Raw genomic sequence first — 23,125 nt, 5'->3', positions numbered from 1 at the left:
TAAAGGTAGCCACACTTATACACCCATGTTGCGCACCAAGTGTAATACTGCCTGCCGGGGCCGCCACCTGATTTTGGCCTTGTTTTTATGTTCGGGTGAGTACCAAGCCGTTGCGCAGGACGACCTCAATGTGCCATCGGATGCTGGTCGGCAACCAGGCCACCCCCACATGCTTACAGTTGATCTGCTGGCTCCGCTTGCCTGGAGCCTGGTAGGAGCACTCAATGATGATTTACAGCATCCTCCTATTGTTATTGCCTATAACCAGTTTTTGCGTGACCGGATTGCGGTAGGCTTGGAAGGACAGGTAGGTGGTATTGCTACCAATGAACGGCGCACGGGGCTGGCTGCGCAAAGCCATTTTTATCTTACCGACCCCGACAATTTTGGGCTGTTGGATGGATTGTATGCTGCCCCGCGCCTGCGTTATCTGCGCACACAGTATATGTCCGACTACGCCAGTGTAGCTTCCCTGGTCAGTAAGTGGGCCGGCGCTGAACTGCTGCTGGGCCAACAGCGCCCCGCGGCTCCGTGGTTGGTGCCAGGACTAGTAACCAACGCGGCAATGGGCGTGGGCTATTGGTGTAAGATAGTGCCCGATTCCCGTGTCGCCCGGCCCGATGATGACTTGCTGATGCGGCCAGGATGGCAGCTGACTATCCGCCTCAGCCTGGGCTACCGGTTCTAGCGCCCCTGTGCTACCGGCCCGAAGAAGTGCGTCAGGTTTAGTTGGGCACTCCAGTTCTTGCTCTGGTAACCGTAGCCGGTATAGCGGATGCCGCGGGTGTAGGTGGGCTGCACCTGCCAGCCGTTGTACCGGTAACCTACGCCCACGTTGAAGCCGGCATCCAACCGCCTGACCACAATATCGTCGTAGTTCCGGTCTTTTTTGGAAAAGTACACCTTCTCATCCCGAATAATCTGATAGGTGGTGAAGTCGTGGGAAGTTTCGGAGCCAATCGGAAGCGGCATGGTCCATTCATCGTGGTAGCGGCCACTGAGGGCTAGGCTTACATACGGGCCGGCCAGCAGCTGAAAGCCGTGTACCGTAGCAATCAGATTCACCGGTACTTCCAGCGAGTTGAGGCGCAGCCGCGTAAGACTATTCAGAGCCAGCGGCTTGCCATAGTAAGTTTCCGTCCAGGAGTTATGCATGTAAAATCCCTTCTGGGTAAACAGTACTGCCGGCTGCACGGTCAGCCAACCGAATACTGCTTCGGCTGCTAACCCAGCATTGCCGCCCCACAGGCCGGTTTGAGGAACTTCGTGGGAGCTGTTGGTCTGTAGTGGGGTCATGCCCATCACCTGGCCGCCCACCCGCACGCCGTAGCGGAAAGTAGGCGCGTGAAGCGGATCAAACTTCACCTGTACCTGGGCCTGGGCAGAGTGCATGAGGCCAGTGAGAAGCAGAGTGGCGGAAAGTACTAGTTTCAACATCGGATAGAGCTTAGAGCGTGTTTGGGAATTTATGATAACACCTTTTCTGTCATGCTTCGCCAAACTCAGTATAACGGTTTTTTGAATTTTTTACATACGCTCTTAAGCCGTAAGGGCGTAAAGAATGATATTGACCCCAAATTTAGTGTTGTCTTCGGCTAAAAAACGCTTGTTGCGGAAGTCGTAGTCCCACTCGCAACCATAGTCCTTGTTGGAGTAGAGCACCGCCAGCCGGCCGTTGATTTCGATGCCTTTGAGATAATCGTGCACCAGGTCGTCGCCCCAGCCATTCAGTTCGAAGCCGGTGTTGGGCGGGCCGTCCGGAAACTTGAAAAACTGCGAATAGATAGGGTGGGTTTTGGGCAGCTTCTTCAGCGCTCCGGCCCCGAAGCACACGCGCATCTGCTCCTCAAACGAGCGGGCAAACAGCCCGTCGATGTCGTGGTTGCAGTCGTCCACGAACACGAAGCCGCCGCCGCGCACGTACTGCTCGAAGTTTTTGCGCTCCTGGGCCGAAAACTGCACCAGCCGGTGCCCCGAGAGGTAGCAGAACGGATACCGGAACAGCTCCGGCGAATCGAGGGCCACCACCTTCTCTTTGGGGTTTACCGATACCTTGGTGTACTGTACCAGGGAGTGCAGCAGGTTAGCCGGCATCCGTTCATCCACCGCATCCCAGTCGCCGGAGTGGTATTGCAGGCGCACGAAGGTGAAGGGAGCGGGCATAGGCAACAGCGGATAAACGGGAAAAGACGGGGCAAAGACACTGGCAATGCGCGAAAGGTGGCTTGCCTGGCAGCCACGAAGAAACAGGAATTTTGCCCTTCGGCACGAAAACGGCAAAGTTTATGCGTCTGGCACATACCCCGGCCCGCCGGTCGGGCGTTGAAAGAACAGTGTTCTAATTGCCAACCTACTGACGTTCTGTGTTATGAAACGAATTCTGCTTCTACTGCCGGCGCTGTTGCTGGCCGCCGCCGCCCACGCCCAGTTTGGGGTGAAGGCCGGTATCAACGCCGCCGTGCTCGATGGTGAAAACCTGGGCTCCACCTCTACCCGGTACAAAACTTATTACCACGGCGGGCTGCTGTATGAAATGAAGGTGCTGGGCCCAGTATCTATCCAACCGGAGCTGCTGTACTCGTTGCAGGGCAGCTCCATCCGTACGGCCATCGGCAACTACGACGCCAGGCTGCACTACCTCAACCTGCCGGTGCTGGCCAAGCTCACGGTGGGGCCCGTGTTTGTGGAAGCCGGCCCGCAGCTGGGGTTCATGGTAGCCCGGCAGGACGACAACGTGGCGGGCGGCACCAGCAGCTACAACTTCAAGCGTACCGATTTCACGCTGGCAGCCGGCGGCGGCCTCAAGCTCGGCAACCTGCTGCTGGGAGCCCGCTTCAATGCCGGCCTCAACGACATCAACAACCCCCGCGACATTAGCGGCCTCAACGACCCGCGCTTCAAAAACCGTGTAATCCAGGGGTACGTGGCCTATCAGTTCGGGGATGACTGAGGCATGAAGCCACGCAACTGATACACTAACGAAAGGCCCCCGTTTTCTAAAAACGGGGGCCTTTCAGCGTTAACCTATCCTGCCTTACACCGCGTCGGAAAGCGAGGTGAAGGTGAAGTCCCGAATTTTGAGTGGGGGCACCAGGTTGCCACCCAGCCGCACAGGCTTGCCAATGGCCTCCACGTTGTTGAGCATAATCACGGGACTTTCATTGAAGCGGAAGTTCTTGATGGGGAACTTGATTTTGCCGTTCTCGATGTAGAACGTGCCGTCCCGGGTGAGGCCCGTGTAGAGCAGGGTTTGGGGGTCCACGTCGCGGATATACCACAGGCGCGTGACCAGAATACCCTTCTCGGTGCTCTTAATCAGGTCCTGCACGCTTTGGGTGCCGCCTTCCATGATGAAGTTGCCGGGGAACGGGGTAGCCTGCTTACCGGTTTTTTGGGCCCAGTAGCGCGAATAGTACATGTTCTTGACCACTCCTTTCTCTACCCAGTTTATGCGCTTCACGGGCATGCCTTCCCCATCAAACACGCCGCCGGGAGCCTGGGCATTCAAGGGGTCGGAGTAAATGGTAATGCGCGGGTCGAACAGCTTTTCGCCCAGCTTATTGCCGCCGCCTTTCTTGCTCAGGAACGAGCGGCCCTCGTCGGCTTCCCGGGCCCCGAGGTTGTACATCAGGTTGTTGAGCAGGCCTTCGTCGGACACCAGCGCGGCCGGCTCCAGGATAACCGTGTACTTACCGGGTTCCAGGGCCTTGGCGTTGCGCGAGCCGGCCGCTTTGTCGGCGGCAGCCTGCGTAAGGGCCTTGGCGTTGAACTTGCTCACGTCGGTGTAATCGGCCACGGCGTAGCCCGAGCCGGTACCGTCGGGCGTGCGCACCGTTACCGAGAAGTCGATGCTGGTGCTTTGCTGGTAGGCCTCCAGCCCTTTGTTGTTCCGCAGGGCCTGGAAGTAGGCCCCGTCCTCGAGGTAGCCGGCCGCCGTGAGGCCCTTGGCCGAGCACAGGGCAATACTGTCGCCGGCGGCCTGGGCCCGGTAATCGGGCGTAATGGCGGCGGTGCTGGAAGCGTAGCTCACGGGCGTGAGGTATTGCTGGGGGCCCAGCAGGGGCATGTACTCAGGGTCTTCGGGAGCGAGACGGGCAATTTCCTCGGCCCGTTGCACGCAGCGGCGCAGGGTCGCGTCGTCGAACTCGTTGCAGGTAGCCACGCCCGAGCGTTTGCCGAAGCGCGACTCCACCACCAGGCGCACGTTGTCGGAGGCGCCGGCGGTGCTCACCGAGTTGCGGGCGTAACGCACGTTGCCCACGGTGCGCCCGTCCAGGCTGGCCTGGCACTCATCGGCGGTGCTGAACCCGATTACCTTCTTCAGGATAGCCTGGGACTCGTCTTTGGAGAGAATAGCCATGTGTGTTGAGCTGTTAGCTACTGGCTGTTAGCTCTTAGCTGCTCGGCTGACGACTTCCTGCGCGGAAGCTAACAGCCAACAGCTAAGAGCTAACAGCTCAATAATTAGCCGATTTTGCGGGCGGTGTTGATGACGTTTACCGAGTTGAAGCGGGTGGTACTGGAGCCGTGGCTCACGGCCGACGACTGGGAGGGCTGACCCTTGCCGTCGTTGAAGAAGCCCGCAAACCGGTAGTCCGACTGGTCGCACACGGCCGCACACGAGTTCCAGAACTCGAGCGTGTTGGTCTGGTAGGCCACGTCTTCCAGCATGCCCGTGATTTTGCCCTTCTCGATGGCGTAGAACACCTGCCCGCCAAACTGGGAGTTGTAGCGCTGCTGGTCGATGCTGAACGAGCCGTTGCCGGCAATGTAGATGCCTTTCTCCACGTTCTTCACCATGTCGTCTACGCTCAGCTTGGCCGCGCCGGGCTTCAGGCTCACGTTGGGCATGCGCTGGAACTGCACATCCTGCCACGACTGGGAGTAGCAGCACCCGTCCGATTCCGTCTGGCCCACAATGTGCGCCTGGTCCCGAATTTTCTCATAGTCCACCAGAATACCGTCTTTGATGAGGTTCCACTCCTTGGTTTTCACGCCCTCGTCGTCGTAGCCCACAGCGCCCAGGGAGCCGGGCTGGAGCTTGTCGGCCACAATGTTCACCTGCTTCGAGCCGTAGGGCTGACCCTTGGCTTTCCACTCCAAGGTGGCGAAGCTGGTGCCCGCGTAGTTGGCCTCGTAGCCCAGCACGCGGTCCAGCTCCAGCGGGTGACCCACCGATTCGTGAATGGTGAGGCCCAGGTGGTGGGGGTCCAGCACCAGGTCGTATTTGCCCGGGACTACGCTTTTGCAGGTGAGCTTCTCTTTAGCCTGCCGGGCCGCCAGGGCGGCATCCTCCAGCATATCGTAGCTGTACTTGTAGCCGATAACGCCCGAGCCCTGGGGGCCGGCCACTTTATCCTCGGCCTTGGGCGTGAGGTACTCGTAGCCCATGCCCATGGGCGAGCTGAGGGCCTGGCGGCTGCGGAACTTGCCCGAAGCCCGGTCCACCACCGTTACCCCGAACGTGGGGAAAATGCGGTGAATGTCCTGGTCGATGTAGGAGCCGTCGGTGCTGGCGAAATACTTCTGCTCGTTCACCTGGAACAGTACCGAATTCACGAACGACGCCCCGTTTTCCAGGGCCTTGGCGTTGGTGGCCAGCAGCAGGTCCACCTTATCCTTAATGGGTACCTCGAAGGCGTTCTGCTTGATGGGCGCTTTCCACGATACCTCGCCGTGGCCTTTCTGCGGGGCCAGCTTCACCTGCTCCTTCTGCACTTTGGAGTTGGCCTTGGCAATCTGCACGGCCAGCTGGGCGGCTTTGGCCATGCCCGCCTCGGTTACCTGATTGGTGGAGGCAAAGCCCCAGGTGCCGTTGGCAATTACCCGGATGCCGGCCCCGAAGCTTTCGGAGCTGACGATGTTCTGCACCTGCTTTTCACGGGTGAACACGCCCTGGTTGAGGTAGCGGCCAATGCGTACGTCGGCGTAGGTAGCGCCGGCCGCTTTGGCGGCGTTCAGGGCCGCGTCGGCCAGGCGTTTTTTCACGGCCACATCCAGGCCGGGCTCCAGCAGCCGCATTGGGTCCACGGCCTCGCCGGCAAAGCTGGGCAGGGAGGGCAGCCACAGGGCCCCGGCAGCCAGGCCGGTAATGCCCACAAAATCACGTCTATTCACAGGGGTAGCAGTTTGAAGTCAGGAGAGAAAAACCAGAAGTAAAAAAAGCGTAGCGCAGGGCCATAAGGCCCCGCGCTACCAGTTACACGGCGTCGGAAAGGGAGGTGAAGGTGAAGTCCCGAATTTTGAGTGGCGGCACTAGGTTACCGTTCACGCGCACGGGCTTGCCAATGGCTTCCAGGTTGTTGAGCATGATAATCGGCGACTCATTGAAGCGGAAGTTCTTCACCGGAAACTTGATTTTGCCGTTTTCGATGTAGAACGTGCCGTCGCGGGTGAGGCCCGTGTACAGCAGCGTCTGCGGGTCAACGGGGCGGATGTACCACAGGCGCGTCACCAGAATGCCTTTGGCCGTGCCTTTGATGAGGTCGGCAGTGCTTTGGGTGCCGCCTTCCATAATCCAGCCGCCGGGGCGGGGTACATCCGGAATACCGGCTTTCTGGGCCCAGTAGCGCGAGGTGTACAGGTTTTTCACCACCCCCTTCTCAATCCAGGTGATTTTCTGCTGGGGACGGCCGTCACCGGAGAAGGTGAGGTCGGCAATTTCGGGGTTCAACGGGTCGGAGTAGATGGTTACCCGCTCATCGAACAGCTTTTCGCCTTTGCGGTTGCCGCCGCCTTTTTTGCTCAGGAAGGAGCGGCCTTCGTCGGCCGAGCGGGCATCGAGGGCACTCATCAGCGCCTGCATCAGGGAGGCATCGGAGTTGGCTACCAGGGCAGCCGGCTCCAGGATAACGGTGTACTTGCCGGGCTCCAGGGCTTGGGCGTTGCGCGAGCCGGCGGCTTTATCAGCGGCAATCTGGGTGAGGCGGCGGGCGTCAAACTTACCAGCGTCGTTGTAGTCGGCGGTGGCGTAGCCCGAGCCGGTACCGTCGGGCGTGCGCACCGTGATGCTGAACTCCAGGCCGGACGTCTGCTGGTAGGCTTCGAGGCCCTTGCTGTTGCGCTTGGCTACAAAGCCGGCCCCATCGTTGAGGAAAGCGGCCGAGGTCAGCTTCTTCTCGTCGCAGAGCTTCATGCTGGCCCCCACCTGGTTGGCGCGGTAGTCGGGTGTGATGTCGGCGGTGGTTTTCGAAAAGCTATTCGGCGACGTCAGATACTTCTGCGGACCCAGCAGGGGCATGTACTCGGGGCTTTCCGGGGCGAGACGGGCAATTTCTTCGGCCCGTTGCACGCAGCTGCGCAGCGTGGCATCGTCGAACTGGTTGCACGTTGCCACACCCGAGCGTTTGCCGAAGCGGGCTTCCACCGTCAGGTTCACGTTATCTACCGCGCCGCTGGTGCTGATGGCGTTGCGGGCCGAGCGTACGTTGCCGCCCGTCTGGCCGCTGAGCGTGGCTTCACACTCGTCGGCTTTGCTGAAGCTCATCACCTTTTGCAGGATGCCCTGAGCTTCGGATTGGGAAAGTATTGCCATGTTTTTTGAATGTGCAGAATGTGACCCCTCCCCAACCCCTCCGGGAGAGGAGCTCTAACTCTGGTTGTCTAGCTAAATCTAGAACTAGAGCCCCTCTCCCGAGGGGAGGGGTTGGGGAGGGGTTCAAGTGGGATTTATCCGATTTTGCGGGCCGTGTTGATGACGTTCACCGAGTTGAAGCGGGTGTGCGCCGAGCCGTGGCTTACGGCCGATACCTGGCTGGGCTGGCCTTTGCCATCGAAGAAGGAGCCGAACAGGCGGTAGTCCGACTGGTCACAGATGGCCGCGCAGGAGTTCCAGAACTCCACCGTGTTAGTCTGGTAGGCTACGTCTTCGAGGATGCCGGCAATTTTGCCCTTCTCGATGGAGTAGAACACCGTGCCGCCGAACTGGGAGTTGTAGCGCTGCTGGTCGATGCTGAACGAGCCGCGGCCGGCAATGTAAATGCCCTTGTCCACGCCCGCAATCATCTGGTCCACGCTCAGCTTTTCCTTGCCGGGCTGCAGGCTGATGTTGGCCATGCGCTGGAACTGCACATCCTGCCACGACTGCGAGTAGCAGCACCCGTCCGACTTGTTCTGGCCCACAATGTGCGCCTGGTCCCGGATTTTCTGGTAGTCCACCAGCTTGCCATCTTTGATGATGTCCCACTGGCCGGTTTTTACGCCTTCATCATCGAAGCCCACCGCGCCCAGGGAACCGGGCTGGGTTTTATCGGCCACAATGTTTACCAGCTTCGAGCCGTAGGGCTGGTTCTTGGCTTTCCACTCCAGCGTGGCGAAGCTGGTACCGGCGTAGTTGGCCTCGTAGCCCAGCACACGGTCCAGCTCGGTGGCGTGGCCGATGCTTTCGTGAATAGTCAGGCCCAGGTGGTTGGGGTCGAGTACCAGGTCGTATTTGCCGGGCACTACGCTCTTGGCTGTCAGCTTCTCCTTGGCCTGCTTGGCGGCCAGGGCGGCGTCTTCCAGGATGTCGTAGCTGTACTTATAGCCCGTGAGGCCGGTGCCGGCGGGGCCGGCGATTTTATCCTGGGCTTTGGGTTGCAGGTACTCGTAGCCCATGCCCATGGGCGAGCTGAGCGCCTCTCGGGTCCGGAACTTGCCCGAAGCCCGGTCAATAGCCGTTACCGAGAAGTTGGGCCAGATGCGGTGAATATCCTGGTCGATGTAGGAGCCGTCGGTGCTGGCGAAGTACTTCTGCTCGTTGATCTGGAACAGGGCCGAATTCACGAAGGACGCCCCGTTTTCTAGCGCCTTGGCGTTGGCGGCCAGCAGCAGGTCCACCTTGTCTTTTACGGGCACCTCGAAGGCGTTTACCTGAATGGGCGTCTTCCAGGAAACTTCGCCGTAGCCCTGCTGAGGGGCGAGCTTCACAGGTTCCTTTTGCACTTTGGCGTTGGCCTTGGCAATCTGCACGGCCAGCTGGGCGGCTTTGGCCATCCCGGCCTCGGTTACCTGATTGGTGGAGGCAAAGCCCCAGGTACCGTTGGCAATTACCCGGATGCCCGCCCCGAAACTCTCCCCGCTGGCAATGTTCTGCACCTGCTTTTCGCGGGTGAACACGCTCTGGTTGAGGTAGCGGCCAATGCGCACATCGGCGTAGGTAGCCCCCGCCGATTTGGCGGCGTTCAGGGCCGCGTCGGCCAGGCGTTTTTTTACGGCGGGGTCGAGGCCGGGCTCCAGCAGGCGGGCGGGGTCAACCAGCGTGCCGCCCAGGGCCGGCACCGAGGGCAGCCAGATGGCACCGGCAGCCAGACCGGTCAGGCCTACAAAGTCGCGTCTGTTCAAGAAAGTACGGGTTTGGGTGAGTGGAGGAGTAATTTGCAGGAATGTTAGCTACAAGCCGCTGCAATTGCAACCTACGGACAAAAAACCCGTACCGGGGCTGCATATCCGCATAGCAAGCCCCGTAATTATTGCAAATTTTGTAATGCCGGTCGGTGGCGCAAAGCGGAGCTTCGCTACTGCACCAGCGCCAGCAAAGCGGCGGCAATCTGCGGCCACGGCTGACTCAGGTCGAGTGTAACGATACGAACCGGGTGGCCGCCAAGTGAATAGCGCACATCCAGCGCCTGCGTCGCAGCAGGATACAGCAGTACACCTTCCAGCTGCTGGCCCGCTGGAGCATTCTGGTTTTGCAGATAGGCATACAACTGGTACAGGTGGGGCGCAATCAGCTTTTGCTGGTTGTAGCGCTGGCGCAGTGCCGAGGCATAGTACTTGGTATCCAGGATAATTTTTCGCTCCGGACTTTCCAGGGTGGTATCCGTAATCATGGCGGGCAGCAGTTCCAGGCCGGCCTCATCCTCGGCCGCGGCCTGCCACTGAATTGTTTCGCTGAGCACCCGGTAGCGGCGCTGCTCCAGCCGGTAGAAGTTGCGCACGAACTGCTCAAACAGCCGGGCCATCAATGCCTCGTCGCGGCGAAAGTCGCGGAAACGGCTGGTGCCGGTTGCATCGGGAGTAGGCAGGGTGCTTTGCTGAATCAACTCGCATACGTTCAGCAGAAAAGCAGCCAGGCCGCTCACGCGTTGTCGCCGCACCACCCGCAGGCCAGCCGCAGTGAGTGGTTCCGGTACCACATCAGCCGGAAACCGCCGCAGCACAGCGCGCACTTCCTGGCGCAGCGCCGCCGGCAGACTACGGGTGCGACTAAGGTGTTGCAGCGTACCCAGCAGCAGGCGGGCCAGTGAAGTATCAGGACCTAACTCATCAAATGCGCAAATAGCTCGTCCCTGGCGCAACAGGTCGCGGCTGAGTGTAGGAGCCAGCTGGATGCGGCCCCGTATTTCCGTCAGCTCTTCTACCCGCTCAGTGTAGGCTATGGGCAAGCCTTGGCGCAACAGTCGGCGCGTAGCCGTGAGCAGCACATGGGTGAGAAGCTCCAGGGGCCGATGAAAGGTCTGCCGGCTTATGGCCTGTAGCTCATGCTGGTCTGGTAGCCGGTTCCAGGCGTAGCAGAGCAGGTAGTACAGGTTCTGGATGGGAATCATGCGGCAGTAGCTCAGGCCAGCAGCTTTTTCTTCTGCTGGGCCGCTTTGGCCGGCTGGTCAAGCCAGTAGTCATCCAGCAGCGGCGCTATTTCCTGTTCCAGTACCAATTGCAGCCACATTCCGGCGGCTGCAGCATCAGCGGGAGGCTGGCAGAAGTAGCTGTGGCCGATACAGAAGTCCGGTCCCAGCTCCGGGTCATCGGCAATGGTGCGGTTGAGGTCGGTGAGGCGGGCCGCCAGCCGGGTAATAACGGCAGCCGGTACGCCCTGTGCGGCCAGAAACTGCTGCAGGGGAGGGCCAAATTCCGGCTCCAACGATACGTAGGCAAACCGCCGACGCAGGGCATAGTCCAGCGGGGCTAGGCTCCGGTCGGCCAGGTTCATGGTGCCAATGAAGTACACATTCTCCGGCACGAAGAAAGGGGCACTACCGGCCGGGGAGTAGGGCAGGCGCACGCCATAGGCCGGACCGCGCTTATCGGCTTCCAGCAACAGCAGCAACTCCCCGAAAATGCGGGCCACATTGCCCCGGTTCAGCTCATCAATCAGCAGAAAATACGGCTGCTCCGGGTCCTGGGCCGCGCGCTGGCAGAAGTTCAGCAGAATACCGTTCTGCAGGTGAAATTTCCCGTGGGCATCGGGCCGGAAACCCTGCACAAAATCCTCGTAGCTGTAGCTCGGGTGGAACTGCACCAGTTCGATGCGCCGGACATCCGTAGCGCCCAGTTCCAGCCAGGCCAGCCGCCGCGCCAGAAACGTTTTGCCGGTGCCGGGCGGGCCCTGCAGAATCAGGTTGCGCCGCCGCCGCAGGGCGGACAGGGCCCCATCTAGCTTGCTTTCGGTGATAAACAGCTCAGCCAGTGCCTGCTCTCGGTTGTAGGGCGGGGGGGGACTGTAAACCGGCGTTGGCTCCTGCACGGCCGCCGGCTCCGGGGACGGCGCAGGAGCTGCGGCAGCTGACGGGCTTTTGGGTGGCGTTTCCCGTGGCGGGCCGGTGTACAACTCCTGCATTTGCTCCTGGGCAGCTACGTCGCCATCCAGCAGCGGGGAGTTTTCCAGGGTGGGGCGCTTGGTGGCAATAGTGAAGCTGAGCTTCTCCAGTATCCGGTTGGTGGGTGCCCCCGCCGGCAAAGGCCATACGGCCGTGGGTTGCCCCAGCGCCAACCGATATGCCAATTGGGCCACGGTGCGCGGGGCGTACCGCTTGCTCTTGTACACCAAATCGTACACGGTACTCAGCGGCATGCGCTGCCCCTGCGCATCCAGCTGGCGCAGGGCCTGCAATACCTGGGCACGGGTCAGCAGAATAGAATCGGGAGAAGTGGGCATGCGGTTCTAAAGTACGGGCAAAACAGCCGGATGCGGCCAAAAAGGTCCCGCTGGCCGGCCACAAAAAAGCCCAGTCAACAAAGTGCTGACCGGGCTTTTCTGCAGTAGTCAGAACGGTTTAGGAACCTTTCTGGGTGGTTTTCTGCTTGCCGTCGGGCTTATCGGTTTTCGTTTCTTCGTTTTTCTTTTCCTCGCGCTTGGTGGCGGGGTCGGTATGCTTGGGGGTGCTGGTAGTCTGGGCCATGGTCGTCAAATCTGAAGGTGAATAGCCGTGGTATACGGCCCCCGCAACATAATGGCTGACAGAGCGCTGCGCCAGCTTACGCACTGTTGGCTTCCGGTAGGCGTTATCCGGCCGTGATGGTTCGTTGAATACCCAGCTTTTTCATGCGGGCTTCCAGCGTTTTCGGATTGATATCGAGCAGCACGGCGGCCCCGTTTGGGCCGCTTACCCGGCCGCCAGTGCGGCGCAGAGTCACCATAATATGGTCTCGTTCCTGCTCCTTAAGCGTCTTCACAGGGCCCGTTGTTTCCGGTAGTACCGGCGCAGCCTGGGCGGCGGCTGCAAACCCCTGAAACTCCAGAAACGGCCCCTGGCTCACAATAACGGCCTGTTCTACCACGTGCTCCAATTCCCGCACGTTGCCGGGCCAGCCGTATTGCTGCAGGGCGCGCAGGTCCCGCTCGCGCAGGCCGCGCACGGGCTTGCCCATCTGCTTGGTGAAGCGCTCCAGGAAGTAGCGCATCAGGGGCTCCACATCTTCGGGCCGCTCCCGCAAAGCCGGCAGCCGGATGGGAAACACGTTGAGGCGGTAGTACAGGTCGGCGCGGAAGCGGCCGGCGGCTACTTCCTCTTCCAGCACCCGGTTGGTAGCCGTAATTACCCGCACGTCGGTGTGAATAACGCGGCGGCCCCCGATGCGCTCAAACTCCTTTTCCTGCAGGACACGCAGCAGCTTGGCCTGCAGATCCAGCGGTAGTTCCCCTACTTCATCCAGAAAAATAGTGCCGCCGTCGGCCAGCTCAAACTTGCCGATGCGCCGGTCGTGGGCCCCGGTAAAAGCTCCTTTTTCATGGCCGAACAGCTCACTTTCAATGAGTTGGGCCGGTAGGGCGGCGCAGTTGATTTTGATGAGGGCCCGCTCCTTGCGGGGCGAGAGGTTGTGCAGGGCCCGGGCTACCAGCTCCTTGCCGGTGCCGGTTTCGCCGGTAATGAGCACCGTGGTATCGGTGGGGGCTACCTGGGCCAGGCGGGTGTACACCTGCTGCATCACGGCGCTGCCGCCCACGAAGTCGTCGAGGCGGGCGGCGGCGGTGGTATTGATTTCGTCGATGAGGTAGGTACGCTCCTGCTCCAGCTGAGCCCGCAAAGCGTCAATCTGCTCAAAGGCCAGTACGTTCTGAATGGCCAGCCGGATCTGGGGCACCAGCGTCTGAATCAGCTCCAGATTTTCCTCCGTAAACCCAAATGGCTCATGACTGGCGAGGATGAGGGCTACGGTAGTTTCTTCGCCCGTTTTCAGTGGGGTGCACAGCAACGACTGGGTGCCGCGTTCCTCCCGGATATAGCGCATCAGCTCATAGCGCTGCGCCAGGGCTTCAAAATCGGCCCCGACGTACACGCCCGGCGTAGCAAACAGCTCCAGCACGGCCTCCTGGGTGGCCGCCCACTGCGGCAGGTCGTCGTGGCGGTTTTCATCGAGCGGGGCAAAGGTGCCATCGGGTTGCTTATTGAACTCGGCCAGGGCCCGCACCGGCGAGTCGGGTTTGCGCACCCGTACGCCAAAGTAGTCACAGGGTACTACGCGGTTGATTTCGGTGGCAATAGAGCGGAACAGCTCCCCGCGCTCCTTAATGCTGAGCAGCGCATTGTTGAGGGCCAGCTGCATGGATTTTTCCTGTTCCCGGCGGGCCATGTCCTCAAAAGCCAGCGTGTTGGTGACGGCCACGGCCACCAGACTGCCAATCTTCTCCAGCAGGTCCACGTCGTTAAGTGAAAAATCCGGCCGCCGCCGCGCCACCAACGACATCAGCCCGATGAGGTGGCCGCCGGTACGCAGCGGCACCACCACAAAGTAGCGCATACCCCGGTCGAGCAGGGCACAAAACGGCTGGTACTGCGGATACGTTTCCAGCAGTTCCTCTAAGTCGTACTGATGCAGGCGGGACTGCTGCACAAACAGTTCGATGGGCGTGCCTTCGATGGGCATGCGGCCCAGAGGCTTGCGCCCCGGCTGGTCCGGCAGCAGCATCTCACCCAGGTAGTCGCGCAGAAACACCCGGCGGTATTGGTGGTCTGCGTCCAGCGTGAGGATGGTAATGGCATCAAAGGGGAAAATCAGCCGCAGCTTTTCCGTTACGCTCCGGAATAAGTCCTCCTTATTGCGCGTGGTAGCTATGGCATCGTTGAGGTACAGCAGCAGCGAGTCGTCCTGATCGGGCATGGTCTGTAGGAAATAAGTCAGCAGTCAATATTCCTTAAATATCAGGAATAAATAATAGGATTTGCTTACATATCAGGAAAAATACTGAATATATAAAAAAACTAATTTTTGTCTTTTAAAAAATATTATCGGCCTTTCTGAGAAGCAGAGGCCGTTTCTAAAGCAGATTAAAATGATTTTAACGGGTTGGCACGTAGTTAGGTAAAAGGCGGACATCCATAAGCTGTTTCAAATATGCTTTTCCGACCACAACATACCGCACCGTTACTCACAACCCTGGGGTTGCTGATTGGCAGCGCGGCCCATGCGCAGGTACCTATTGCCGCTGCTACTGCCGGCGACTCCCTGACGCTGGATACGACCGTTCGTGCGGTGCTGGATGCCAACCCGGCCATCAATGCCCTGCAGGAAGAAGTTAATCAGGCCCAGAGCCGCCTCGATGAAGCGCGCACCTACCTGAAGCCCGTGGTAGACGGTACCGCCAGCTATACCCGCATCGACCCGGTAGTGAAGATTCCGCTCGGCGACGCCACCTTCCAGCTGGCTCCGGCCAACAACTACGATACCCACGTAACGGCCCGCTACACGGTGCTGGATTTCGGGCGGGCCAACGCGGCCATTAATGCTGCCAAATCCCGGGCCCTCACGGCCTCCGACCAGATCAACGTAACCCGCCGCGACCTGGCTTATGCCGCCGCGCAGAGCTACTATAGCATTCTGTTTGCCCGCGAAGCTATTCGGGTGCAGGATGCCCAGATTGCCTCCCTGCGCCAGCACCAGCGCGAAATGGAGAAGCGGGTAGAAGGGGGCGTGAGCACCAACTTCGACGTGACGACCACGCAGGTGCGCATTGCCCAGGCGCTGGACCGTAAGATTGACCTCCAGAATCAGCTGCGCAATCAGGAAATTCAGTTGGCCCGCCTGCTGCACCGCCCCGAAAGCGACGTAACGCCCGTGCGGGGCCGCTTCGAGTACAATCCGCAGGCTGTGGATGTAGCCGCTGCCCTGACCCGCGCCGCCGAAAACCGCCCGGAAGTAAAGCTGGCCAAGGATGCGGAAGAAACGGCCGCCTCGCAGCTGCGTGTAGCGGAAACCAGCAACAAGCCCACCCTGAATCTGGTAGCCCAGGCCGGGGGGAAGAACGGCTACATTGTGCCAAACCTGGAACGGTTCCGCTTCAACACGGTGGCCGGAGCCCAGCTTAGCATTCCGATTTACGACGGTGACCGGAACAAGTACCAGCGAGCCACGGCCCAGTCGGCTATTAAAGGCGCCCAGGCCCGCACCCAGGATACCCAGGAGCAGGTACGGGCCGATGTGCTACAGGCTGTGAACAACATGCAGACCAGCACCGCCCGCTACGACAACTCGCAGGTGCAGATTGCGCAGGCCACCGACGCGCTAACCCGCGCCAAGGCCCGCTACCGCTACGGCGTAGGCAGCAACCTGGATGTGCTGGACGCCGAAACCCAACTGGCCCAGTCGCGCCTCTCGCGCCTGCAGTCCATCTACAACTATACCCTCGGCCAATACCAGCTCCGCCGCGCCACCGGCGAGCAGATTTGGTAGCAGTGAAATGGTAGGATAGTGAAATAGTGAGCTGATGTTCACCTACAGTCACTTTTCCGGCCAGCCCACTACACTCACCATTTCACTACCTCACCATTTCACCATTGCTATGACCATCCTGTGTCCGGTTGACTTTTCTGCTGCCTCCGAAGCGGTAGTAACGTACGCGGCTACGCTGGCGGCAGGTACCGGGGCCGAGCTACGGCTGCTGCACGTGCTGGAGCCAGAGCCCCGGCCGGCCGGGGTGCCTGTCAATGATGTGGAAATGGCTCAGCGGCTGGCCCGTTACCGGGAAGCGGCCCTGGCTGCCGGGGCCCAGGTAACTACCACCGTGCTGACTGGTGACGCAGCGCATGAAATAGTGGAAGAAGCGCGCCGACATCCGGCCGATATCATTGTCATTGGGGCGCATGGCCAGACGGGCCTCACGCGCTTTCTGATGGGCAGCACCGCCGAAACAGTAGTCCGAACCGCACTCTGCGTAACGCTGCTGGTAAAGCCGGGTCGCCCCAAGGAATACCGCCAATCGGCGTAAACTTCAAACATTCAGTTGGGTAGCGGTTTTATCTGGCCGGCTGCCTGCTCTCCTCAACTCTCGACAACGAACAACCAAGTACCCATATGGCAACTCCCGTTCAACACGATTCGGCTGTAGCGCCCACGCACCAAGCGGCTTACGAGCCAGTAGTGGACGAGCAACCCGAGGGCCGCTCCAAGCGCCCGATTATCTTCATTATCCTGGCTCTGGTGCTGCTGGCTGGTGCCTACTTTGGCTGGCAGCGCTACCAGTTCGGCCAGACCCACGAGGAAACCGACGACGCCCAGGTAGAAGGGGACGTGTACCCGATTCTGCCCCGCGTATCGGGCCCGGTGCTGGAGGTGAAGGTGGAAGATAACCAGCCCGTGAAAAAAGGCGACGTACTGGTAACGGTGGACCCCGCCGACCAGCAGCAGCGCGTGAATGCCGCCGAGGCAGCTCTGGCAGCGGCGCAGGCCAACGTAGTAGCGGCCCGCGCCGCCGTGGGTACGGCTTCGGCCAACGTCAGCTCGGCTCAGACGGCCATTGGTGTAAGTGATGCTACCCGCTCCCGCCTTGAGAAAGACCTGAAACGCAGCCAGTTTCTGCGGAAGGAGGATATCATTCCGCAGAGTGAGTACGACGCGGTGCAGGCCAACCTGAAATCGACCAGCGCCCAGCGTGCCACGGCGCAACAGCAGGTGCGCGTGGCGCAGCAGCAGGTAGCCGCCGCGCAGCAGCAGGTGAAAGTGGCCGAAGCCATGGTAAAGCAGCGTCAGGCTGACCTTGACAACGCCAAGCTGCAGCTCAGCTATACCACCATTACGGCCCCCGGCAACGGTATTGTTAGCAAGAAAAACGTGCAGCCCGGCCAGGTAGTAGGGCCCAACCAGCAGCTGATGGGCATTGTGGCCAGCGGCAACACCTGGGTAATTGCCAATTTCAAGGAAACCCAGTTGGAGAACATGAAAGTGGGCCAGCCGGTGGAAGTGGAAGTAGATGCGTACCCGAACGAGGAGTTCCAAGGTCATATTGAGTCACTGTCGGCGGCTACTGGTGCCCGCTTCGCCCTGCTGCCCCCCGATAATGCCTCCGGCAACTTCGTGAAAGTAACCCAACGGGTCCCCGTCAAAATCGTCCTCGATAAGGTTGACCCCGAGCACCCCCTGCGCGCCGGTATGAGCGTGACGGCTACGGTGAAAACCAAATAACCAATCAGCTGCCGGTTGCTAGTGCTCAGTTAGTAGCTCCTTCGCGGGAGCAATACATAACTGGCAACTAGTAACCGGCAACTGGCAACTGACCAAGTATGGAAACCGGATTTACCAAGTGGATCATCGTCATTACGGTGGTGATGTGCTGCTTGCTGGAACTCATTGATACCAGCATTGTAAACGTGGCCCTTACCCAGATGATGGGTAACCTCTCGGCTACGCAGCAGGAAGTCAGCTGGGTAGTGGCCTCCTACGGCATTGCCAACGTTATTGTAATTCCAATGACGGGCTTTCTGGCCGAGCAGTTCGGCCGCCGCAACTACTACCTGTTCTCGGTGATTCTGTTCACCATTGCCTCCATGCTCTGCGGGCAGAGCACCAACATCTGGGAGCTGGTAGCCTTCCGCTTTATTCAGGGTGTGGGTGGCGGTGCCCTCATGGCTACTTCCCAGGCTATCCTCATTGATACCTTCCCGCCCAAGCAGCTGCCCCTGGGGCAGGCTTTGTTTGGCATGGGTGTGATTATCGGCCCCACCATTGGCCCCACGCTGGGTGGTTTTATTGTGGATAACTACGACTGGCCCTGGATTTTCTACGTGAACGTACCGGTGGGCATTCTGGCCGCCATCTTCACCATTCTCTTCATCCGGGACCCGGAGCGTATCAAGAATGCTATTCCGCGGCCCCTGCGCGAAATCGACTGGGCCGGTATTTTCCTGCTGATTCTGGGCGTAGGCTCGTTACAGCTGGTGCTGGAGCAGGGTGAAACCGAGGACTGGTTTGAGAGCCTGTACATCAACTTCTTCACCCTGATGGCCGTGGTGGGCATGGTGGGCTTCATCTGGCGTGAGCTGACGGCCAAGCAGCCCATTGTGGATTTACGGGTACTCACGCGCAGCCGCAACCTGGCCATTGGGGCGTTCCTGTCGTTTATTCTGGGCTTCGGGCTATTTGCCTCGGTGTTCGTTTTCCCAATTTTCTGCCAGCGCATTCTGGGCTTCACGGCTGAGCAAACCGGCTACCTGCTGCTGCCGGGCGCGCTGCTGTCGGGCTTTATGATGCCGGTAGTGGGTAAGATGATTCAGGGGGGCATCCCGCAGAAGTTTATTCTGCCGGTGGGCTTCACCATCTTCTTTATCTTCTCCTACTGGATGAGCACCCAGATTTCGCCCACGGCCGGCGAGAGTGACTTTTTCTGGCCCCTGATTCTGCGGGGCTTTGGGTTGGCGCTGCTGTTCCTGCCCATTACTACCATGTCACTCAGCGGCATCAGCGGCAAGGATGCCGGCCAGGCCGCCGGCCTCACCGGTATGATCCGGCAGCTGGGCGGCTCGTTCGGGGTGGCGCTGGTGGGTACCTACCTGGAGCGTTCCATTGCCCAGAACCGCGTGGGTATCGCCACTAACGTGTCGCTCTACGACCCCGAGACCCAGCAACGCCTGCAGGGCCTCACGGCCAGCTTCATGAGTAAAGGTGCCAGCTTCCTCGATGCCCAGCAGCAGGCCTTTGCGGCCCTCAGCGGTATGATTATGAAGCAGACATCCATCGTCACCTACGCCCAGACGTTCCTGATGATTGGCACTTTCTTCTTGCTTTGCCTGCCCCTGATTCTGCTGGTGCAGCGCCCCAAACCCGGCGAGAAAGTGGACCTGAACGCCGCGCACTAAGCGGTGAAATTGTGAAAAGTTAGTTTTTATCATTGCACCGCCACGCAAAAGCCCCGACCGTACATTACGGTCGGGGCTTTTGCGTGGGAGAAGTGAAGCTGAAACGGTCATCCGACCATTCACAACTTCACCATTCGCAATTTCACCACTTACTGATACTGAATATACAGCGGCTTGGGCGTCAGCTCGGTCAGGACTTCCTTGGGGGTCATGATGTGGTGCGGAGCGGGGCGGCCGTCGTACTCATAAAACAGCTTGAAGCCGGTGTACTGCACGGGCTCAGCTTGAATATAGTCGCGGTACGAGTCCTTTTTCAGCACGGGGTTGCCGTGGCCGTCCATGTGCATCACCACCTGCACGCGCGGGTCGAGCTTGATGTTTTTGTAGTTGGTAATCATCTTCCGGGTGAAGCGGTGTACCGTCAACACCTTGGGCGGGAGCTTGTTTTCCGATACAATGCGGGCCAGGAAGTTGATGGTGAAATTCACATCCTTGGCATCCAGCGTCCCGATTTTCTGGTTAGGCCGCACACCAGGCTTGGTGGCCAGCGAGAATTCCGGGTCGATGCCCAAGTGAATATCGGGCTGCTTCAGGTACTGCTCCAGCTTGGGCAGCTCCGCCTCCAGGGTGCTGTGGCCAGGCTGCACATCCAGGAACAGAATGCACTTGTGCTCCCGGGCCCAGCTGATAACTTCCTCAATAGTGGCTTTGGAGTTCATCAGGCGCCATTTGCCATCCTTGCCGGGCGTGCCCTGGGCCGTGATGGTTACGTTGTGCAGGGCAGGCTGCACTGGAATGCTGGGGTCGGCGGCCTGCCACTCCTTCAGCACACCCTCGAACTTGCGGAACATCTGCTCCTTCGGCTCCCGGCCCAGAATGCCCATGCCTTTTGAGCGGATGTTGCCATAGAAAGCAATGATGCGGTGACCCGGCAGAATAGCGCCCGGCAACTGTCCGTTCTTCTTGGCAATGGAGTCGGCCTTGAGCGAGTCGCGGCGCATGGCTTCCATTTTCAGCTTCACCGTGTCAATCACAGCGGGCTTGGTAGTATCGGCTACGGCCGTGGGGTTTTCCGAGTCGGTGCCGGAGCGCGAGCCGCAGCTGGGCAGGGTGGTGAGAGTAAAGGCGAGGCCCAGGGAAGCCAGCGCAGGGGCCGTCAGGCGGGTGAAGGTCCGGAAATAAGACACTGAGTGGAAAGGTATTGAAGTCAGGAAACGCAGCGAAGGTACGGGTTTTCTCCCGGCCCATACCCGTAAATATTTCCGCGGCAACTGGCTGGAATTAGCGCCGACGGCGCTAATTTTCGGGGTCTATTCTTTGTAGTATCATGTCTTATTTGATTCGTGCCAGTGTGTTACTGAGCACTGTGCTGGGGCTGGCACACGCAACGCAAGCCCAGCAGGTAACCGTTGATAGTATCAAGCTGGCCCGTATAGGAGGCCTGTATCTGCCAGCCTCCCGTCGGGCACTGATGTTCTCGCTGCAGCCTGAAAACGGCAATACCACCCGGCTGCGGCACTATGTATTCGATGCCAGCCTGCGCCGCCGGGCCCGCCAGGATGTGTACCTGCCGGGGCGGGTAACCATGGTAAATGCCGCCACCAGTCGCCACCACCTCCTGTACCAGTTCCGCCGGCGCGGCACCGACTCTTTACTAACCCTGGTAGTGGATACCACGGGCCGGGTGGTGCATAAGCAGGCCGAGCGGCAGCGGGGCCTGCCCTGGCAGGAGCTGCGCGGGGCGCTGGCGCCTCTGTCGGAGGGCTTTCTGACGGAGGAGCCCAGCCGCCGCCACGATAAAACCCTGGTGCGCTACCTCGCCCCGAATCTGCAGCAGCAGTGGGAGCACCGCTTTACCTCGACGCAGGGTAAAGTAGCCATTGAGCAGGCCGTGCTGGACAGCACCCACCTGTGGCTGGTAGTAAGCACCAATGCCCAAAGCCGCCGGGCTACGGCCAAAGCCTATTGCCTGGAGCTGGCCACCGGCCGGGTGCTGTGCCGCATGCCGCTGGATTATAACAATGAGCGGCGGGTGCCGGCCGTAGGCGCTATGGGGCCGGGCCATAGCCTGCTGCTGGCCGGCTACACCTTTACTGGCAACCGCCCCAGCCGCACGAGTACCGGTCAGCTGTTCTATACCCGCATTACCCCCGATAGTAGCCGGCAGTTCGACCGGCGCATCGCCCTTTCGCAGGAAGCACGCATGCTCTCGGCGCAGGGCCGCAAGGTATTGTGGGAAGCCTTGCAGCCCGATGCGGCCGGCAATGTGCGGCTGGTGGGCGAAACGTACACCAGTACCTCGTTTGGGGGGCACATGGCCATTGCAGTAGCTACGGGCATTGCTACGCTGGGCATTGCCTACCTGAATACCACCACCCTGCGCCCCCGCGACGTGGTAACCCTGAAGCTGATGGCCGATGGCCAAGTGGCCGAAGTGCGGAGCCTGCCGCTGCCCGAGGCGGGCAGCTACACCGTGGGCGGTTACCTGCAGGCCCGCCGCATGGCGGAGGCAGCTGCCCGGGCCGGGGTGTTCCGGCTGCGCGGCTTCACCCCCGACAGCAACCGCATCGTGCTCCGTTCGGCCCGCCGGGTACTCACCTACGACCTGCGCACCGGCCAGCCGGTAACGGTGCGGGAGGTGCCAGCCAATGGATACTTTGATATCTGGTTTGCAGAGGCGAAGCAGATGCTGCTGTACCACGAGCAGCGGATGCCCCAGCGCGTTACGCTGCAGCAGGCAGCCTATTAAGTCTGTGGCAGCACCTATGCACAACGCCCGGCAACTTTCAGGGAAGGTTGCCGGGCGTTGTGCATAGCTTGGCTATTGGTACTGCACGTACAGTGGGCTGGGCGAGAGGCTTACCACTTCCTGAGGCGTCATCAGTCGGGAGCCGGGGCGCTGGTCGTTGCGCAGGAACAGTTTGAAGCCGGCATATTCCACGGGTTCCTTCTTGATGAACTTGCGGTAGGAGCTGCGCTTGATGCTGGGTGTGCCCCAGCCATCCATGTGCATCACAATCTGCACGCGTGGGTCCAGCCGGATGTTCTGGTAGTTGGTAACCATATCCTGCCGGAAGCGGTGCACTACCAGTACCTTCGGAGGCAGCTGATTTTCGCTTACCAGCCGGGCCAGAAAACTCCGGGCGTAGTTGATGTCCGTGGCATCAAACTCGCCCACCTCGGTACCCGGCCGCCGGCCCGATTTCATGGAAAACTCGGGGTCGATGCCCAGATGTACGAAGGGCAGGCGTAGGTACTTGGCCAGGGGCGGCAGCTCGTGCTGCAGGTCCGAAAGGCCTACCTGCACATCCAGAAATACCAGCGTCTTGTGCTCCTGGCCCCACCGGATTACCCGCCGGATGGTGCTATCGGGTAGCGGCAGGCGGTACTTGCCATCAGCTCCGGAGTCGCGCTGGGCAATAACGGTAATCAGGTGCAGGGCGGGGCGTACCGGTAAGCTGTCGGCCTGTTGCCAGCGCGCAGTCTGTGCCCGCAGGCGCCGCAGCATCTCGTCCTTGGGATATTGACCCAGAATACCCATGGTTTTGTACTGCGGGTTGCCATAAAACGCCACAATACGGCTGTCGGGCAATACGGCCCCCGGTAGCTGCCCGCCGGCCCGTGCCACGGAATCGGCCCGCAGCGAGTCGCGGTGCACCAGCAGGCGCTTACGGCGGAGCTGTTCGGCGGCCGTCAGGGGTTTCCTGGATGCCGTGCCGGGTGAGGTGTCGCAACCGGCCAGCATACTGCCAAGGAGGAAAGTCAGGCCGGCCATCAACGGGCCCAGCCACTTCACGAAAGGTATTGGTACTATCTGCTGCATTACATCACACTCATTGCGCCATCGGGCCTAAAATCCG

19 protein-coding genes are annotated in these 23,125 nt (G+C 60.2%); 7 read left to right on the top strand and 12 right to left on the bottom strand.

Going from position 1 to position 23,125, the window contains the following annotated elements; translation table 11 throughout:
* The first annotated feature begins 169 nt into the window (after positions 1-169).
* On the top strand, positions 170-688 hold the full coding sequence (locus tag EI291_RS08530; protein WP_125419383.1) for a hypothetical protein: 519 nt from the start codon (positions 170-172) through the stop codon (positions 686-688).
* On the opposite strand, the gene EI291_RS08525 is transcribed toward EI291_RS08530, so the two are convergent.
* On the bottom strand, positions 685-1,392 hold the full coding sequence (locus EI291_RS08525) for an outer membrane beta-barrel protein (RefSeq protein ID WP_170172568.1): 708 nt from the start codon (positions 1,390-1,392) through the stop codon (positions 685-687). The two genes, EI291_RS08530 and EI291_RS08525, sit on opposite strands and share 4 nt — an antisense overlap.
* 147 nt (positions 1,393-1,539) lie before the next feature.
* Positions 1,540-2,163, bottom strand: coding sequence for a DUF4159 domain-containing protein (locus tag EI291_RS08520; RefSeq protein ID WP_125419381.1), 624 nt, complete (start codon positions 2,161-2,163; stop codon positions 1,540-1,542).
* 205 nt (positions 2,164-2,368) lie between these two features.
* Here EI291_RS08520 and EI291_RS08515 point away from each other — a divergent pair, with 205 nt between their 5' ends.
* Entirely contained in the window at positions 2,369-2,950 is a 582-nt protein-coding gene (locus EI291_RS08515; RefSeq protein WP_125419380.1) for a porin family protein, read from the top strand.
* A gap of 84 nt (positions 2,951-3,034) precedes the next feature.
* Here EI291_RS08515 and EI291_RS08510 read toward each other — a convergent pair whose 3' ends face one another.
* From EI291_RS08510 to EI291_RS08480, 8 genes are all read right to left on the bottom strand, one after another.
* Positions 3,035-4,360, bottom strand: coding sequence for a TldD/PmbA family protein (locus EI291_RS08510; protein ID WP_125419379.1), 1,326 nt, complete (start codon positions 4,358-4,360; stop codon positions 3,035-3,037).
* Between the two features lie 104 nt (positions 4,361-4,464).
* Positions 4,465-6,117 (bottom strand): TldD/PmbA family protein, encoded by a 1,653-nt coding sequence (locus tag EI291_RS08505; protein ID WP_125419378.1) that lies wholly within the window; start codon positions 6,115-6,117, stop codon positions 4,465-4,467.
* A gap of 82 nt (positions 6,118-6,199) precedes the next feature.
* Positions 6,200-7,534 (bottom strand): TldD/PmbA family protein, encoded by a 1,335-nt coding sequence (locus EI291_RS08500; RefSeq protein WP_125419377.1) that lies wholly within the window; start codon positions 7,532-7,534, stop codon positions 6,200-6,202.
* Positions 7,535-7,668: 134 nt separating this feature from the next.
* Positions 7,669-9,321, bottom strand: coding sequence for a TldD/PmbA family protein (locus EI291_RS08495; RefSeq protein WP_125419376.1), 1,653 nt, complete (start codon positions 9,319-9,321; stop codon positions 7,669-7,671).
* A gap of 173 nt (positions 9,322-9,494) precedes the next feature.
* Complete coding sequence (locus EI291_RS08490) at positions 9,495-10,526, bottom strand: 5-methylcytosine restriction system specificity protein McrC (protein ID WP_125419375.1); 1,032 nt, start codon at positions 10,524-10,526, stop codon at positions 9,495-9,497.
* A gap of 11 nt (positions 10,527-10,537) precedes the next feature.
* A complete protein-coding gene (locus EI291_RS08485; RefSeq protein WP_125419374.1) occupies positions 10,538-11,854 on the bottom strand; it encodes an AAA family ATPase in 1,317 nt (438 codons plus the stop codon).
* Between the two features lie 118 nt (positions 11,855-11,972).
* The gene (locus tag EI291_RS23340; protein ID WP_262697270.1) at positions 11,973-12,098 is read right to left on the bottom strand and encodes a hypothetical protein; all 126 of its coding nucleotides are present in this window, start codon (positions 12,096-12,098) and stop codon (positions 11,973-11,975) included.
* Between the two features lie 103 nt (positions 12,099-12,201).
* Positions 12,202-14,298, bottom strand: coding sequence for a sigma 54-interacting transcriptional regulator (locus tag EI291_RS08480; protein ID WP_125419373.1), 2,097 nt, complete (start codon positions 14,296-14,298; stop codon positions 12,202-12,204).
* A 234-nt stretch (positions 14,299-14,532) separates the two neighbouring features.
* Between EI291_RS08480 and EI291_RS08475 the strand changes: the two genes are divergently transcribed.
* From EI291_RS08475 to EI291_RS08460, 4 genes are all read left to right on the top strand, one after another.
* The gene (locus tag EI291_RS08475) at positions 14,533-15,867 is read left to right on the top strand and encodes a TolC family protein (RefSeq protein WP_125419372.1); all 1,335 of its coding nucleotides are present in this window, start codon (positions 14,533-14,535) and stop codon (positions 15,865-15,867) included.
* A 109-nt stretch (positions 15,868-15,976) separates the two neighbouring features.
* The gene (locus EI291_RS08470; protein WP_125419371.1) at positions 15,977-16,402 is read left to right on the top strand and encodes a universal stress protein; all 426 of its coding nucleotides are present in this window, start codon (positions 15,977-15,979) and stop codon (positions 16,400-16,402) included.
* An 86-nt stretch (positions 16,403-16,488) separates the two neighbouring features.
* On the top strand, positions 16,489-17,595 hold the full coding sequence (locus EI291_RS08465; RefSeq protein WP_125419370.1) for an HlyD family secretion protein: 1,107 nt from the start codon (positions 16,489-16,491) through the stop codon (positions 17,593-17,595).
* A 98-nt stretch (positions 17,596-17,693) separates the two neighbouring features.
* The gene (locus tag EI291_RS08460; RefSeq protein ID WP_125419369.1) at positions 17,694-19,265 is read left to right on the top strand and encodes a DHA2 family efflux MFS transporter permease subunit; all 1,572 of its coding nucleotides are present in this window, start codon (positions 17,694-17,696) and stop codon (positions 19,263-19,265) included.
* 149 nt (positions 19,266-19,414) lie between these two features.
* Here EI291_RS08460 and EI291_RS08455 read toward each other — a convergent pair whose 3' ends face one another.
* Complete coding sequence (locus tag EI291_RS08455; RefSeq protein WP_125419368.1) at positions 19,415-20,452, bottom strand: hypothetical protein; 1,038 nt, start codon at positions 20,450-20,452, stop codon at positions 19,415-19,417.
* A 140-nt stretch (positions 20,453-20,592) separates the two neighbouring features.
* Here EI291_RS08455 and EI291_RS08450 point away from each other — a divergent pair, with 140 nt between their 5' ends.
* A complete protein-coding gene (locus EI291_RS08450) occupies positions 20,593-22,014 on the top strand; it encodes a hypothetical protein (protein WP_125419367.1) in 1,422 nt (473 codons plus the stop codon).
* A 72-nt stretch (positions 22,015-22,086) separates the two neighbouring features.
* Here EI291_RS08450 and EI291_RS08445 read toward each other — a convergent pair whose 3' ends face one another.
* The gene (locus EI291_RS08445) at positions 22,087-23,010 is read right to left on the bottom strand and encodes a hypothetical protein (RefSeq protein WP_240635439.1); all 924 of its coding nucleotides are present in this window, start codon (positions 23,008-23,010) and stop codon (positions 22,087-22,089) included.
* Between the last annotated feature and the right edge of the window lie 115 nt (positions 23,011-23,125).

This window comes from Hymenobacter rigui, from assembly GCF_003944715.1.
Classification (GTDB): Bacteria; Bacteroidota; Bacteroidia; order Cytophagales; family Hymenobacteraceae; genus Hymenobacter; species Hymenobacter rigui.
The sequence above is the reverse complement of the archived record's forward strand: the minus strand, read 5'-3'. Positions and strand labels throughout refer to the sequence as shown.

Excerpts from the sequence above, each read along its gene's own strand:
- EI291_RS08525 (WP_170172568.1), bottom strand. The coding sequence starts at position 1,392 with ATGCACTCTGCCCAGGCCCAGGTACAGGTGAAGTTTGATCCGCTTCAC.
- EI291_RS08515 (WP_125419380.1), top strand. The coding sequence starts at position 2,369 with ATGAAACGAATTCTGCTTCTACTGCCGGCGCTGTTGCTGGCCGCCGCC.
- EI291_RS08530 (WP_125419383.1), top strand. The coding sequence starts at position 170 with ATGCTTACAGTTGATCTGCTGGCTCCGCTTGCCTGGAGCCTGGTAGGA.
- EI291_RS08475 (WP_125419372.1), top strand. The coding sequence starts at position 14,533 with ATGCTTTTCCGACCACAACATACCGCACCGTTACTCACAACCCTGGGG.
- EI291_RS08460 (WP_125419369.1), top strand. The coding sequence starts at position 17,694 with ATGGAAACCGGATTTACCAAGTGGATCATCGTCATTACGGTGGTGATG.
- EI291_RS08510 (WP_125419379.1), bottom strand. The coding sequence starts at position 4,360 with ATGGCTATTCTCTCCAAAGACGAGTCCCAGGCTATCCTGAAGAAGGTA.
- EI291_RS08445 (WP_240635439.1), bottom strand. The coding sequence starts at position 23,010 with ATGCTGGCCGGTTGCGACACCTCACCCGGCACGGCATCCAGGAAACCC.
- EI291_RS08450 (WP_125419367.1), top strand. The coding sequence starts at position 20,593 with ATGTCTTATTTGATTCGTGCCAGTGTGTTACTGAGCACTGTGCTGGGG.
- EI291_RS08470 (WP_125419371.1), top strand. The coding sequence starts at position 15,977 with ATGACCATCCTGTGTCCGGTTGACTTTTCTGCTGCCTCCGAAGCGGTA.
- EI291_RS08490 (WP_125419375.1), bottom strand. The coding sequence starts at position 10,526 with ATGATTCCCATCCAGAACCTGTACTACCTGCTCTGCTACGCCTGGAAC.
- EI291_RS08465 (WP_125419370.1), top strand. The coding sequence starts at position 16,489 with ATGGCAACTCCCGTTCAACACGATTCGGCTGTAGCGCCCACGCACCAA.
- EI291_RS23340 (WP_262697270.1), bottom strand. The coding sequence starts at position 12,098 with ATGGCCCAGACTACCAGCACCCCCAAGCATACCGACCCCGCCACCAAG.
- EI291_RS08480 (WP_125419373.1), bottom strand. The coding sequence starts at position 14,298 with ATGCCCGATCAGGACGACTCGCTGCTGCTGTACCTCAACGATGCCATA.
- EI291_RS08520 (WP_125419381.1), bottom strand. The coding sequence starts at position 2,163 with ATGCCCGCTCCCTTCACCTTCGTGCGCCTGCAATACCACTCCGGCGAC.
- EI291_RS08485 (WP_125419374.1), bottom strand. The coding sequence starts at position 11,854 with ATGCCCACTTCTCCCGATTCTATTCTGCTGACCCGTGCCCAGGTATTG.
- EI291_RS08500 (WP_125419377.1), bottom strand. The coding sequence starts at position 7,534 with ATGGCAATACTTTCCCAATCCGAAGCTCAGGGCATCCTGCAAAAGGTG.